The organism is Janthinobacterium sp. PLB04 (genome assembly GCF_021165895.1).
Taxonomy (GTDB): domain Bacteria; phylum Pseudomonadota; class Gammaproteobacteria; order Burkholderiales; family Burkholderiaceae_D; genus Janthinobacterium; species Janthinobacterium lividum.
Genome location: NZ_CP088968.1, coordinates 5862691 through 5875570, shown reverse-complemented (window position 1 = coordinate 5875570; position 12880 = coordinate 5862691). Strand labels below are relative to the sequence as shown.

12 protein-coding genes are annotated in these 12880 nt (G+C 61.8%); 7 read left to right on the top strand and 5 right to left on the bottom strand.

Annotated features, from left to right (window positions below):
- Positions 1 to 30: 30 nt before the first annotated feature.
- Positions 31 to 453, bottom strand: coding sequence for a DUF1841 family protein (locus LSO07_RS25990; RefSeq protein WP_077408521.1), 423 nt, complete (start codon positions 451 to 453; stop codon positions 31 to 33).
- A gap of 59 nt (positions 454 to 512) precedes the next feature.
- The gene (locus LSO07_RS25985; RefSeq protein WP_034780275.1) at positions 513 to 980 is read right to left on the bottom strand and encodes a DUF1203 domain-containing protein; all 468 of its coding nucleotides are present in this window, start codon (positions 978 to 980) and stop codon (positions 513 to 515) included.
- 468 nt (positions 981 to 1448) lie between these two features.
- Between LSO07_RS25985 and mqo the strand changes: the two genes are divergently transcribed.
- Positions 1449 to 3047, top strand: coding sequence for a malate dehydrogenase (quinone) (gene mqo, locus LSO07_RS25980; protein ID WP_034780274.1), 1599 nt, complete (start codon positions 1449 to 1451; stop codon positions 3045 to 3047).
- Positions 3048 to 3149: 102 nt separating this feature from the next.
- Here the strand turns inward: mqo and LSO07_RS25975 are convergent, their stop codons facing one another.
- Complete coding sequence (locus LSO07_RS25975; protein WP_034780273.1) at positions 3150 to 3782, bottom strand: RNA pyrophosphohydrolase; 633 nt, start codon at positions 3780 to 3782, stop codon at positions 3150 to 3152.
- A gap of 204 nt (positions 3783 to 3986) precedes the next feature.
- Between LSO07_RS25975 and LSO07_RS25970 the strand changes: the two genes are divergently transcribed.
- Positions 3987 to 5726, top strand: coding sequence for a proline--tRNA ligase (locus LSO07_RS25970; RefSeq protein ID WP_092607771.1), 1740 nt, complete (start codon positions 3987 to 3989; stop codon positions 5724 to 5726).
- Positions 5723 to 6349, top strand: a complete 627-nt coding sequence (locus LSO07_RS25965; RefSeq protein ID WP_151097040.1) for a lytic transglycosylase domain-containing protein — start codon at positions 5723 to 5725, stop codon at positions 6347 to 6349. The genes LSO07_RS25970 and LSO07_RS25965 overlap by 4 nt, the downstream gene beginning before the upstream one ends.
- Positions 6350 to 6535: 186 nt before the next feature.
- Here the strand turns inward: LSO07_RS25965 and LSO07_RS25960 are convergent, their stop codons facing one another.
- The gene (locus tag LSO07_RS25960) at positions 6536 to 6931 is read right to left on the bottom strand and encodes an SWIB/MDM2 domain-containing protein (RefSeq protein WP_071653383.1); all 396 of its coding nucleotides are present in this window, start codon (positions 6929 to 6931) and stop codon (positions 6536 to 6538) included.
- 77 nt (positions 6932 to 7008) lie between these two features.
- Between LSO07_RS25960 and LSO07_RS25955 the strand changes: the two genes are divergently transcribed.
- Positions 7009 to 7206: a hypothetical protein gene (locus tag LSO07_RS25955; protein ID WP_143451043.1), complete on the top strand. Its 198-nt coding sequence runs from the start codon at positions 7009 to 7011 to the stop codon at positions 7204 to 7206.
- 161 nt (positions 7207 to 7367) lie between these two features.
- On the opposite strand, the gene ffh is transcribed toward LSO07_RS25955, so the two are convergent.
- Positions 7368 to 8735, bottom strand: coding sequence for a signal recognition particle protein (gene ffh, locus LSO07_RS25950; RefSeq protein ID WP_034780269.1), 1368 nt, complete (start codon positions 8733 to 8735; stop codon positions 7368 to 7370).
- A 239-nt stretch (positions 8736 to 8974) separates the two neighbouring features.
- On the opposite strand from ffh, the gene LSO07_RS25945 reads away from it, so the two are divergent.
- From LSO07_RS25945 to LSO07_RS25935, 3 genes are all read left to right on the top strand, one after another.
- Positions 8975 to 9484, top strand: coding sequence for a sigma-70 family RNA polymerase sigma factor (locus LSO07_RS25945; protein WP_070255996.1), 510 nt, complete (start codon positions 8975 to 8977; stop codon positions 9482 to 9484).
- A complete protein-coding gene (locus LSO07_RS25940; protein ID WP_191909765.1) occupies positions 9481 to 10473 on the top strand; it encodes a FecR domain-containing protein in 993 nt (330 codons plus the stop codon). Before LSO07_RS25945 ends, LSO07_RS25940 begins: the two co-directional genes overlap by 4 nt.
- 112 nt (positions 10474 to 10585) lie before the next feature.
- Complete coding sequence (locus LSO07_RS25935) at positions 10586 to 12784, top strand: TonB-dependent siderophore receptor (RefSeq protein ID WP_151097038.1); 2199 nt, start codon at positions 10586 to 10588, stop codon at positions 12782 to 12784.
- The last annotated feature ends 96 nt before the right edge of the window (positions 12785 to 12880 follow it).

Below are 12880 nucleotides of genomic sequence, written 5' to 3'. Positions count from 1 at the left end.
GCGATGCGCAGCAGGTTTTGACAGGTGTTCCTACCGGCGGCGCACGCAGTCGATGTAGGCGTCCGTGTCCGGCGGCAAGCCCGAACGTTGCGAAGCCCAGATCATCTGGCCCAGGCATTCCATCACTTCGTGCTGGGCGGCATGGGCCGAATCGAGGCGCTGGGTGAGCTGCTGGACGGCCGGGCGGATGCCGCGCGGCTGGTCCACCTGCACCTGCTCCGTGATCGACAGATGCATGGACAGGTGCAGGAAAGGATTGGCTTGTCCGCCTTCGACGGAGTAATCGCGCGCCAGCGCCGCCTCGACGTCGGAGAGCTCGCTTTCATACTCGGGGTGTTCCAGGATCCAGTCGAGCGCGATGGCTTCCATCGGCGTGAGGATTTCATGGGCGCGATGCTTGCGCAATGTTTCACAAAAGAAACGGCGAACATCGTCGGAAGAAGGGTTGAACATGGCTGAAGGACTATGGCTAAAGGGCAGCCGGCATTGTACCGCGTAGCCGTAATAAGTTCTCAGGCCCGGTCGATCCTGGCCGCATAACAACCACGTTTGGCATTGTGCACGTGGATATAGCTGACAGCCGGGTTCTCAAACAGCCGCGCGATCACGGTTTCAATGGCCGTGCCTTCCACCACGTCGGCATCGACCATCATCCCACCTTCCGTATAGCCGCGCAGCGACAGCAGCCGGATGCGCATCGATTCCGGCACCTGGTCGACGGCGTCATAGGCTTGCGTGGCGCCCTCGCGGATAAAGATGGCGTGCGAGGCGCGGTAGGGCGTGTCCGCATCCTGGCAGACATGGTTCAGCAGCAGCACCGTATCGCCGATCGCCGCGTCGCGCAGTTCGATGCGGTCCGGGTAGCCGGGTTGGCTGTCGACCACATGGCGGATAATGCCCAGCGCGGCCAGTTCGGCGTCGGGCAGGCCGAAACAGGCCAGGAAAGGGGCGGGCGACAGGCCGCGGATACGAAAAGACATGGTCAGGCTCCGGTGTGGTCAAAGCGTTATCAGACCATGATGGATGGGGGCTTGCCATCCGTTTCTTGCTCCGTGCATTCCTGCACCAACTGGCTTTTTGACGCCTGGTTACTGCCAAATTAATACTCCACAGTAAGTGTTATCCACGATCCTGGCGGCCCGGCAAGGGCAAATAACGGTGATAAAATCGCTGTTCTTGATATTTGCTATAGACAATCGCCGTGTTGTGAGTTTTGCCCCGCGCGAGGGCCAAAACAGCAGCGGCGCCGTGTTTCCTTGTCCGCACCATCGCCACTCCATCGCTGCCGCAAGCTGCGGCGCGGCGGCTGCATGCATGCGTCATCACCATCGTTGCCCCTTGATCCGGCCGTTCTTGCGCTGGAGGGATAGCCATTTTCCGATGATCTTGCGCTTGCCGCCCGGGTGGCCTGGAAGAACCAACCCTCAGTATTCATAACGGAGTTACCCATGCGTAAATCGCTATTACTTTTGATGTCGTGCCTGATCCTGGCGGCATGTGACAAGACCCCTCCGGCCTCGTCCGAAAAACCGGTCGACGTGCTGCTGATCGGCGCCGGCACCATGAGCGCCACCCTGGGCAGCATGCTCAAGGAACTCGATCCGTCGCTGACGATGGAAATGGTCGAGCGCCTCGATTCGGTGGCCGCCGAAAGCTCGGATGCGATGAACAACGCGGGCACGGGCCACTCGGCATTTGCTGAACTGAACTACACGCCGGAAGCGGCCGATGGCAGCATCGAGACCAAGAAAGCCGTTGCCATCAACGAGCAATTCGAAATTTCCAAGCAATTCTGGGCTTATCAGGTAGCCAACAAGCACCTGGGCGCGCCGCAAACCTTCATCAACAACGTGCCGCACATGGCCTTTGTCTGGGGCGACGACAATATTGCCTTCTTGAAGAAGCGCTATGCCGCGCTGCAAAAGGAAAACCTGTTCAAGGGCATGCTGTTCTCGGAAGACCAGGCGCAGATCGAACAGTGGGCACCGCTGGTCATGCAAGGGCGGGACAAGGGCCAGAAAGTGGCCGCGACACGCATGGAAATCGGTACCGACGTCAATTTCGGCAATCTCACGCGCGGCCTCGTGAAATACCTGACGGACAGCCACGGCATGGTCCTGCACCTGCGCCACCAGGTGGAAGACATCCAGCGCGGCGCCGATGGCGTATGGAACGTGACGGTGAAAGACTTGAACGCCGGCAAGGAAAAGACCATGCGCGCCAAGTTCGTCTTCATCGGCGCCGGTGGCGGTTCGCTGCCTCTGCTGGAAAAATCGGGTATTCCTGAAGCCAAGGGCTACGGCGGCGTGCCGGTCGGCGGCCAGTGGCTCGTGACGACCAATCCGGAACTGGTGGCGGCGCATGCGGCCAAGGTCTACGGCAAGGCATCCGTCGGTTCGCCGCCGATGTCCGTGCCGCATCTCGATACGCGCATCATCGATGGCAAGAAAGCCCTGTTGTTTGGCCCGTTTGCCACCTTCTCGACCAAGTTCCTGAAAAACGGTTCGTGGATCGATTTGCCTGCCTCGATCGGCACGGGCAATGTGAAACCCATGCTGCAAGCCGGCTATGACAATATTCCGCTGACGAAATACCTGGTCGAACAGGTCATGAACACGCCGGAAGACCGTTTGAAAACCCTGCGCGAATACTTGCCGAACGCCAAGATGGAAGACTGGACCCTGCAAAACGCGGGCCAGCGCGTGCAGATCGTCAAGGATGATCCTGTCAAAGGCGGCTTGCTGCAGTTCGGTACGGAAGTCGTCGGCGCCGCCGATGGCAGCATCGTTGCCCTGCTGGGTGCATCGCCAGGCGCCTCGACCGCGCCGCCGATCATGATCAAGGTGCTGCAAACGGCATTCAAGAGCCGCCTGGCTACGCCGGAATGGCAAGCCAAGATGGTGGAAATGGTGCCGTCGTACGGTCAAAAGCTGAACAATGATCCGGCTCTGGCCAACAAGATTCGCCACTACAGCAGCAATATCCTGGGTCTCAAAGCGATTACCCTGGACGTTCCCGCCGCTGCGCCAGCGCCGGCAGCAAACTAAGTCGGCCTGACCGGCAGGGGAGTTTCCTGCCTGCATGAAAAAAGGGGCAGCCTGTTCAGGCTGCCCCTTTTGCGTGGGAGAGTGCGTTCATGGTGCGGCGGACTACTCCTTGCCTGGCAAAATCAGCTCCGGCGTACACCCTTCGGCGGCAATGCCGTCGCAAGGCTTGGCCAGTGCCGTACCATCCTGTGCCCGTGGCGCATGGGGCTGGCGCAGGTAGCGCGACGTGTGGCGGTGCGCTTGCTGTGCGTTGCCATGCACGGGCCAGGTCAGGAAGCGGGACAGCTCCTGCAAGGCACGCTGGTAGACATCGCGTTTAAATTCAATGACGACATCGAGCGGGACCCAGTATTCATGCCAGCGCCAGGCGTCGAACTCGGGATGGTCGGTCAGGCGCAGATTGACGTCGTTATCGCGCGCGCACATTCTCAGCAGAAACCAAATCTGCTTCTGGCCACGGTAATGGCCACGAATCTCGCGCTTGATGAAGTGGTCTGGCACCTCATAGCGCAGCCAGTCGCGGGTGCGGCCGACAATTTTGACGTGTTCCTGTCTGAGTCCGATTTCCTCTTCAAGTTCGCGAAACATGGCTTGTTCCGGTGTTTCGCCATATTTGATACCGCCTTGCGGAAACTGCCATGAGTGCTCGCGCACCCGCTTGCCCCACCACACCTCGTTCTGGGCGTTTAGCAGGATGATGCCGACGTTGGGCCGAAACCCTTCACGGTCGAGCATAATGCACCTCAAACTTTCTGCGACAGTGCGTCTTTTTTTACATAATTACCCACAACTTCGCAAGCCGGTGACCTTTTCGGGGTGCGAAAAGCGCCGGAATCGCACCAATTGAGCGCATTTGTGTAAAGTATGGACGCATCAGCCAGCTAATCCTTTAAAATTAGGTTGATTATAACCCTCTCTTTTTAAAAAGAATTCACCGTTATGCGCGCCTCCCGTTTTTTTATTTCCACACTTAAAGATGCACCTTCTGACGCGGAAATCGTCAGCCACCAGTTGATGATGCGTGCAGGCATGATCAAACGCCTCGGTTCCGGCATCTATACCTACATGCCGATGGGCTTGCGCGTGATCCGCAAGGTGGAAGCCATCATCCGTGACGAGATGAACAAAGCCGCCGGCATCGAACTGCTGATGCCGCTCGTGCAGCCAGCCGAACTGTGGCAAGAGACGGGCCGCTGGACCAAGATGGGCGACGAACTGATGCGCGTGAAAGACCGCCACGGCCGCGAATACGCGATCCAGCCGACATCGGAAGAAGTCATCACCGACGTCGTGCGCACGGAAATCAAGTCCTACCGCCAGTTGCCGTTGAACTTTTATCACATCCAGACCAAGTTCCGCGACGAGCGCCGCCCACGTTTCGGCCTGATGCGCGGCCGTGAATTCACCATGAAGGATGCGTACTCGTTCGACCGCGACCTGGCTGGCATGCAGGCGTCGTACAAGGTCATGTTTGACGCCTACACGCGCATCTTCACGCGTTTCGGCCTGCAATTCCGCGCCGTGGCCGCCGACAACGGCGCCATCGGCGGTTCCGGTTCGCATGAATTCCACGTCATCGCCCACACGGGTGAAGACGCGCTCGTGTACTGCCCGACGTCCGACTACGCCGCCAACATGGAAGCGGCCGAAGCGCTGCCACCAGCGGGCGAGCGTCCGGCCGCGGCCCAGGCGCTGACGAAAACAGCCACGCCGGATACCGTCAAGTGCGAAACCGTGGCGGCCCTGCTCGGTATCGACCTGGCGCAGACCGTGAAAACCATCGCCCTGACGGTGGAAACCGTTGGCAAGGATGAAAAAGTCACGAAACAGCATTTCATGCTGCTGCTGCGCGGCGACCATGAATTGAACGAGATCAAGGTCGGCAAGGTTGCCGGCCTGGCCGGCCACCGTTTCTCGACGGAAGCGGAAATCCTGGAAGTCTACGGCACCATTCCCGGCTACCTGGGCCCGATTGCTACCCGCGCCCCCGTCACCGTCGTGGCGGACCGCACGGTCGCCCACATGAGCGACTTCGTCTGCGGCGCGAATGACGCCGGTTTCCACTACACGGGCGCCAACTGGGGCCGCGACGTGGCCGAGCCAGCCATCGTGGCCGATTTGCGCAATGTCGTCGCCGGCGACGCGTCGCCGGACGGCCAGGGCACGCTCGCCATCGAGCGCGGCATCGAAGTGGGCCACGTGTTCCAGCTGGGCACGGCGTACTCGGAAAGCATGAAAGCCACCTTCCTCGACGAAAACGGCAAGCCTGCGCCGCTGCAGATGGGTTGCTACGGTATCGGCGTGACGCGCATCCTGGGCGCCGCCATCGAACAGAACTTCGATGACAAGGGCATCATCTGGCCAGCGTCGATCGCACCGTTTGAAGTCGTGCTGTGCCCGATGGGCATGGACCGCAGCGAACTGGTCAAGGAAGAGACGGAGAAGCTGTACGCGGCCCTGCAAGGCGCCGGCGTGGACGTCATCGTCGACGACCGCGGCTTGCGCCCTGGCGCCATGTTTGCTGACTGGGAGCTGATTGGCGTGCCGCACCGCATCGTCATCGGCGAGCGCGGCCTGAAAGAAGGCAAGCTGGAATATCAGGGCCGCCGCGATGCGGAAGCCACCGGCGTGGCGCCGGACGAGATCGTCGCCTTCATCCAGGGCAAAATGGCGCAGTGAAGCGCATATCTGTAAGTAAAACGGCTGGCGCGCTCGCGCTGGCCGCTGGCCTGGCCTGCGCTCCCTTTGCGCAGGCTGGCAACCAGAAGGAGGAGGCGCTGGCCGACTCCGTCCGCCTGGCCCTGTCGCACGCGATCCGCGACGAGCGCCCGCCGCAACCCAAATTTGCCACTCCCGCCGACTTGCAGCGCTACCAGCAATGGCTGGCGCAGATGTCGCAACGTCTGCAGCGCAAGCTGCCGGATGCGCAGCTGCGCACGGAATTCCTGGAAACCGTCTGGTATGAAGCGCGCCGCGCGGGCCTGGAACCGGCCCTGGTGCTGGGCCTGATCCAGGTCGAGTCGGCCTACCGCAAATACGCCGTCTCGCTGGCCGGCGCGCGCGGCTACATGCAGGTGATGCCGTTCTGGACGGGCGTCATCGGCGACAGCGACCGCAGCAAGCTGTTCCACATGCAGACGAATCTGCGCTACGGCTGCGCCATCCTGCGCATGTACCTGGATATGGAAAAGGGCGACTTGTACCTGGCGCTGGGGCGGTATAACGGCAGCCGGGGAAGGCCCGAGTATCCGAATGCGGTAAGGGCGGCGTGGCGGCAGTGGGAGTTCAAGCCGGCAGGGTGATGGTTTGAGGTCTGACCCTGTGGGACCGTCCTCGTCTGATCTCGGTATGTGCCGGGTTTTATGCGTTTTTAAACCCACCGCAACGGCCGGGGTCAGACCCGACAGGGTCTGACCCCAAAAAAATGCCCCGCTCGCAGTGATGCGGCGGGGCACTCACACGGCGCGGAACGCCCTGTGCGTATCTGATTATTTCAAATGATCGGAGATCAGTTTCGTCATTTCAAACATGGAGACTTGGGCTTTGCCGCCGAAAACTGCTTTCAGCTTGTCGTCCGCATTGATCATGCGGCGGTTGGCCGGATCTTGCAGATCGAGTTTTTTGATGTAATCCCATACCTTTTTGGTCACTTCCGTGCGCGGCAGTGGTGCTGCGCCAACAACGGCGGCCAGCTCTTTCGATGGCGTCATTGCTTTCATGAATGCTGCGTTTGGCTTGCGTGGTGTTGCCGGTGCTGCCGCTTTCTTCGCCGCTGCTGGTTTAGCTGCTGCTTTGGCTGCGGGTGCTGCTTTCTTGGCGGCTGCAGGCTTGGCTGCTGCTGCTTTGGCTGGCGCTGCTACTGGGGTTTTTTTGGCTGTTGCCATCTTCGAGCCTCCTTAACAAACACATGGGAAATTGCGCAATTAATCGCACGGCTAATATTGGTGTGGATTTACCTTGTATGCAAGTGTTTTTCACGTTTTCACGAGGAAAAAGCAGGGAAATGACCATGCTGTCGCCCGGGCGCACCGCTTGGGGGCGCAGAACGGCGTTTTTGCCCGTAAATGGCATGGTTGCTGGCTATGCGGGGAGGGGTACTGCGGGGAGCAAGGAAATGATGCCGGACGCCATGAAAATGCAATCCGGCATGATTTTATAACGGTGTTTCTTGACTTGAACTACGTCTCACGCGGCGTAAAAAAGGCCTTCAAAATCACAGCGAGCGGATGGTATCTGTGGCCGGGAAGCGCAACCGTACTGAAGTACGGTGAGCATCGCCGGCCGCAAAGCGCCCCGCGCAGCGGATTTTGAAGCCTTCCACTACCTCATGCCGGGCATCATGCCCTTCATGGAGCGCATCATCTTCATCATGCCGCCGCCCGACAATTTCTTCATCATCGTCTGCATTTGCTCGAATTGCGTCAGCATGCGGTTCACTTCCTGCACTTGCACGCCGGCGCCGGCGGCGATGCGGCGCTTGCGCGTGGCCTTGATCAGTTCAGGCTTGGCGCGTTCCTGCGGCGTCATCGAGTCGATGATGCCGCACATGCGGCGTACCTGCTTGTCGGCTTGATCCATGTTCTTGCCGCCTGCCGCCTGCTGGAACTGGGCTGGCAGCTTGTCCATCAGGTTGGCCATGCCGCCCATTTTCTTCATCTGGCCCAGCTGCGCCTTGAAGTCGTTCATGTCGAACTTGCCGCCGACCTTGATTTTTTGCGCCAGGTCGGCCGCCGCCTTGCTGTCGACGCCCTTGCGCGCCTCTTCCACCAGGGCGAGGATGTCGCCCATGCCGAGGATGCGGTTGGCCATGCGGGTCGGGTCGAATGCTTCCAGACCGTCGAGTTTTTCCGAGACGCCGGCAAACTTGATCGGTTTGCCCGTGATGTGGCGCACCGACAGGGCCGCACCGCCGCGCGCATCGCCATCGAGCTTGGTCAGCACGATACCGGTCAGCGGCAGCGCATCGTTAAACGCTTTCGCCGTGTTGATGGCGTCCTGGCCCAGCATGGCGTCGACGACGAACAGGGTTTCGATCGGTTTCACGGCGCCGTGGACGGCGGCGATTTCGCGCATCATCTCTTCGTCGATACCGAGGCGGCCCGCCGTATCGATGATCAGCACGTCGTGGTAGTGCTTTTTCGCCCAGTCCAGCGCGGCCAGGGCGATATCGACCGGCTTGTCCGTGCTGGAAGACGGGAAGAAGTCGGCGCCTACCTGGGCGGTGACCGATTGCAGCTGGGCGATCGCGGCGGGACGGTACACGTCGGCCGAGACGGTCAGCACTTTCTTCTTCTTTTCTTCCTTCAGGTATTTCGCCAGCTTGCCGACGGTGGTGGTTTTACCCACACCCTGCAGACCGGCCATCAGGATGATGGCGGGCGGCTGCTGCGCAAAGCTGATCTGCGACGCTTCCGGTCCCAGGTCGGCGCCCATCAGGGCGGCCAGCTCGCGCTGTACCACGCCAACCAGGGCCTGGCCTGGCGTGAGCGAGGAAATGACATCCTCGCCCATGGCTTTTTCTTTGACTTTGGCGATGAATTCGCGCACGGCGGGCAGGGCGACGTCGGCTTCGAGCAGCGCCAGGCGCACTTCGCGCAGCATGTCGGCGGTGTTCGCCTCGGTCAGGCGCGCCTCGCCGCGCATGGTCTTGACGACTTTGGCAAGCCGTTGGGTGAGATTATCTAGCATGATGAACCTGCAATGAAAAGCTTGGGAGTGGGCGGCGAAAGCCGGACGATGGCCGTCATTTTACCTTATCGCGGTTGGCTGGCGGTCCTGCGCTGCATCGCCTGGCGGTTGGCCTGCTTTTGAATTAGTTGGTATTTCTGGCAATGCCGCGATTGCATGAAAGTCAAAAACACGGTTAAAATGAGAATAATTCTTATTTACATTCTCGGGTGCCGTACGCCTGAGCGGAAAGGGATGCCATGTCGGCCGCCGATTTTGCACAGCAACAAGACCTGCACGCGCTCTACAGCAGCCATCATGGCTGGCTGCAGGGCTGGCTGCGGCATAAGCTGGGCAATGCGGGCGAGGCGGCGGACCTGGCGCAAGACACCTTCATCAGCGTGCTGACCAACGGCACGGCGCCGCAGATCCGCGAGGCGCGGCCTTTTCTCGCCACCATCGCGCGGCGTCTGGTGGCGCACCGCTACCGCCGGCAGGTGCTGGAAGACGCCTATCTGGAGGCGCTGGCCTGCCTGCCGCCCGAGGTGGCGCCCGCGCCGGAAGAACGGCTGCTGGCGCTGGAAGCCTTGCAGCAGATCGATGTGGCCCTCGACGGCTTGCCGGGTCCCGTGCGCACGGCGTTCTTGCTGGCGCAGCTCGAAGGCCTCAGCTACGCCGAGATCGCCGCGCGCCTGAACGTATCGGCCAGCTCGGTCAAGCAATACCTGACGCGCGCCAACCGCCAGGTGTTTTTCTCCCTGCCGGCATGAGCACGGTGGCAGAACCCGCGGCCGCTGCGGCCATCGGCGAGGAAGTGCAGCTGCAGGCGGCCGAGTGGCTGACCGTATTGATGTCGGACGAGGCCAGCGAGCAGGAACACGCCGCCTGGCAGTGCTGGCGCGAAGCCGACCCTGAGCATGAACTGGCCTGGCAGCATATCGAAGCGGTGTCGCAGCGGTTCCGCGGCTTGCACCGCGGTGCGGCCGCGCAGGCGCTGGCGGGTACGCAGCAGAAAGCCGTCAACGGCAAGCGGCGCCAGTTGCTGGCGTGGCTGGGCGTGGCGGCCGGCGGCGGCATGCTGGCCGCGCAGACGGGCGCCTGGGATGGCGTGCGCGTCCTGCGTGCCGACTACCGCACGGCCACGGGCGACTGGCGCGAGATAGTGCTGGACGATGGCAGCGTACTCAGCTTGAATACGGATTCGGCCGTGAATGTGCGTTTCGACGCCAGTCGCCGCCTGATCGAGCTGCTGGCCGGCGAAATCCTCGTCGTCAGCGGTCACGGCATCGGCAGCGACGCGCCGCTGGAAGTGGCCACGCGCGAAGGCCTGGTGCGCGCGCTGGGCACGCGCTTTTCCGTGCGCCAGCAGGATGACTACAGCACGGTGGACGTGTTTGAAAGCGCCGTTGAAATCCGCCCCCGCGATGGCATCGGCGCGCCCTTGCTGCTGGCGGCCGGGCACGGCGTGGCATTTTCCCGTCAGGCGCCAGACGTGCCGCACGCCATCGGTGCATATGCGGACGCCTGGTCGCGCGGGCAGCTGATCGTCGACGACGTGACTCTGGGCGATTTCCTGGCCGACCTGGCCCGTTACCGCCCCGGCGTGATCGACTGCGCGCCGCAAGTGGCCCAGCTGCGCCTGTCGGGCGTGTTCCCGCTGGCCGACACCCAGCGCATTTTGAACATGCTGCCCAACTCGCTGCCGGTGCAGGTGCGCAGCCGCACGCGGTATTGGGTGACGGTCGAACCGGCGCCGTAGCACCCCACAAAAAATATTTGCAGCCGGACTGCCCGTTTTTCGTTTTCGCGGCACCTACAGGGTAGGGCGGTTGTTTTTTACCGTCTCATGACGCCACTTTTCAGGATTTTTCATGCAACAGGTTTTGCATCTTGTCAATTTCGTATCGCATCGTCCTCAGCGGCATCCGCTGGCGCTGGCCGTGACGGCCTTGTGTCTGGCCGCCGGTACCTCCGCGTTGGCGCAGCAGGTGCCAGCCACGCCCGCCACCGAGCAAACCATGCTTGGCGTGTCCGTCACGGCAGGGCGCGATGCGACGACGGAAGGCAGCGGCTCGTATACGACGGGCGTGAGCAATACGGCAACCAAGCTGAACCTGTCGCTGCGCGAGACGCCGCAGTCCGTCAGCGTGCTGACGCGCCAGCAGATCGACGACCTGGGCATCACCACCCTGGATGACGCCGTGCAGTCGATCACGGGTTTGGTCATGCAAAAGGGCAACTTTACGGGCGATTCCGGCAGTTTCAGCGCACGCGGCTTTCCAGTCGACAACATCCTGTTCGACGGCTTGCCTACCAGCCTGGGTGCGAACGGCACCTTCAATGGAGACAATGACGACCTGGCCATCTATGACCGCATCGAAGTGGTGCGCGGCGCCACGGGCTTGATGACGGGCAGCGGCACGCCCAGCGCCGCCATCAACCTGGTGCGCAAGCGCCCGACGGCCACGCCGCAAGCGTCGTTCTCGGCCAGCATCGGCAGCTGGAGCAACTACCGCCTGGAAGCCGATGCGGCGAACGCGCTCAACGAAGCGAAGACCCTGCGCGGGCGCATCGTCGCGACGGTGCAGGACAAGAAGGATTTTGTCGACGTGCTGCATGGCCGCAATCACCAGCTGTACGGCATCATCGAGGCCGACCTGCGTCCAGATACCACGTTGACCCTGGGCGCCCACTACCGCAAGACGGATAACGACGGCGTCACCACGGGCGTGGTAACGGCCGCCGACGGCACTTTTCTGAACTTGCCCCGCTCGACTTATCTGGGCACCGACTTCGATGGCTGGCGCCAGACGGACAAGACCATCTTCGCGGAACTGGAACACCGCTTCGCCAACGGCTGGAAGGCCAAGCTGGCGGCCACGCGCAAGACGCCCGAGATCGACACGACGTTTTCCGGCATCAGCCGCCGCGGCGACACCCTGCGCTTCAATTCGCAAAGCTACCGCGCCGAACTGGCCAACACCAGCTATGACGCATATGCCACTGGCAGCTACAGCCTGTTCGGCCGCGAGCACGAGCTGACGGTCGGCGCCAGCCACCGCCGTTCGTCGAAAAACAGCTATGGCGGCTGGGCGCCGTACAGCTGGGGCGCGGCGGCGCCGGTGCTCGACCCGTTCAACTGGGATACGGGCAGCGTGGCGCGTCCCGTCATCAATTACGCGCAGTGGCGCACGGCCAGCATCACCGAGCAAAGCGGCGTGTATGCGGGCACGCGCATGCGCCTGGCCGAGCCGCTGTCGCTGGTGCTGGGCGGACGCGTAAGCTGGTACAAGGACGATGCCGGCTACTCGGTGGCGCGCGAATTCACGCCGTACGCCGGTGTCGTGTATGACCTCGACAAGCAGCATTCCGTGTACGCCAGCTGGACCGAAATCTTCCAGCCGCAGGCTTCCACCGACGCCAATGGGCAGCCCTTGAAGCCGATCAGCGGCACCAACTATGAAGCGGGCGTGAAAGGCGAATACTTTGGCGGCGCCCTCAATGCCAGCGCGGCCGTGTTCCAGATCCGCCAGCAAAACCGCGGCGTGGACGACCTGGCTGGCCCCAATCCCTGCCCCGGCAGCACCTGGGGCTATTGCCAGCGCGCGTCGGGCGAAGTGCGCAGCGAAGGCGTGGAGCTGGACGTGGCGGGCGCGCTGACGCCCGACTGGCAGCTGTCGGCCGGTTTTACGTATGTGAAGGCGCAATTTACGCGCGACAGCGATCCGGCCAATATCGGCAAGGATTTCAACAGCCGCTATCCGCGCCAGCAGCTCAAGCTGGCCACCAGCTACCGCCTGTCCGGCGCCGCGCAGGGCTGGCGCGTCGGCGCCTCGGTGTACGGGCAGGGCGCGACCGAGTCGACGGACGGCACCTACCATCTGCGCCAGGGCCGCTATGCGATCCTGGGCTTGAATGCGGCGTGGCAGATCGACAGCCGCGCCGAGCTGCGCCTGAACGTCAACAATGCGCTCGACAAGCACTATTACCAGAGCATCTATTCCGATGTCTTCGGCAATCTAGTGGGCACGCCGCGCAACCTGATGCTGACCTTGAACTACAAACTGTAAATAATCACTTTTGAATGACCTATCTTGATGAAGGATGCATGGCTTATGAATGTGCAGTTGAATCTGGCCCACGCCAGCAATGGCGTGAGCCAGCGT

Coding starts and splice junctions, on each gene's coding strand:
- LSO07_RS25990 (WP_077408521.1), bottom strand. CDS start 453: ATGTTCAACCCTTCTTCCGACGATGTTCGCCGTTTCTTTTGTGAAACA.
- LSO07_RS25985 (WP_034780275.1), bottom strand. CDS start 980: ATGTCTTTTCGTATCCGCGGCCTGTCGCCCGCCCCTTTCCTGGCCTGT.
- mqo (WP_034780274.1), top strand. CDS start 1,449: ATGCGTAAATCGCTATTACTTTTGATGTCGTGCCTGATCCTGGCGGCA.
- LSO07_RS25975 (WP_034780273.1), bottom strand. CDS start 3,782: ATGCTCGACCGTGAAGGGTTTCGGCCCAACGTCGGCATCATCCTGCTA.
- LSO07_RS25970 (WP_092607771.1), top strand. CDS start 3,987: ATGCGCGCCTCCCGTTTTTTTATTTCCACACTTAAAGATGCACCTTCT.
- LSO07_RS25960 (WP_071653383.1), bottom strand. CDS start 6,931: ATGGCAACAGCCAAAAAAACCCCAGTAGCAGCGCCAGCCAAAGCAGCA.
- LSO07_RS25955 (WP_143451043.1), top strand. CDS start 7,009: ATGCAAGTGTTTTTCACGTTTTCACGAGGAAAAAGCAGGGAAATGACC.
- ffh (WP_034780269.1), bottom strand. CDS start 8,735: ATGCTAGATAATCTCACCCAACGGCTTGCCAAAGTCGTCAAGACCATG.
- LSO07_RS25945 (WP_070255996.1), top strand. CDS start 8,975: ATGTCGGCCGCCGATTTTGCACAGCAACAAGACCTGCACGCGCTCTAC.
- LSO07_RS25940 (WP_191909765.1), top strand. CDS start 9,481: ATGAGCACGGTGGCAGAACCCGCGGCCGCTGCGGCCATCGGCGAGGAA.
- LSO07_RS25935 (WP_151097038.1), top strand. CDS start 10,586: ATGCAACAGGTTTTGCATCTTGTCAATTTCGTATCGCATCGTCCTCAG.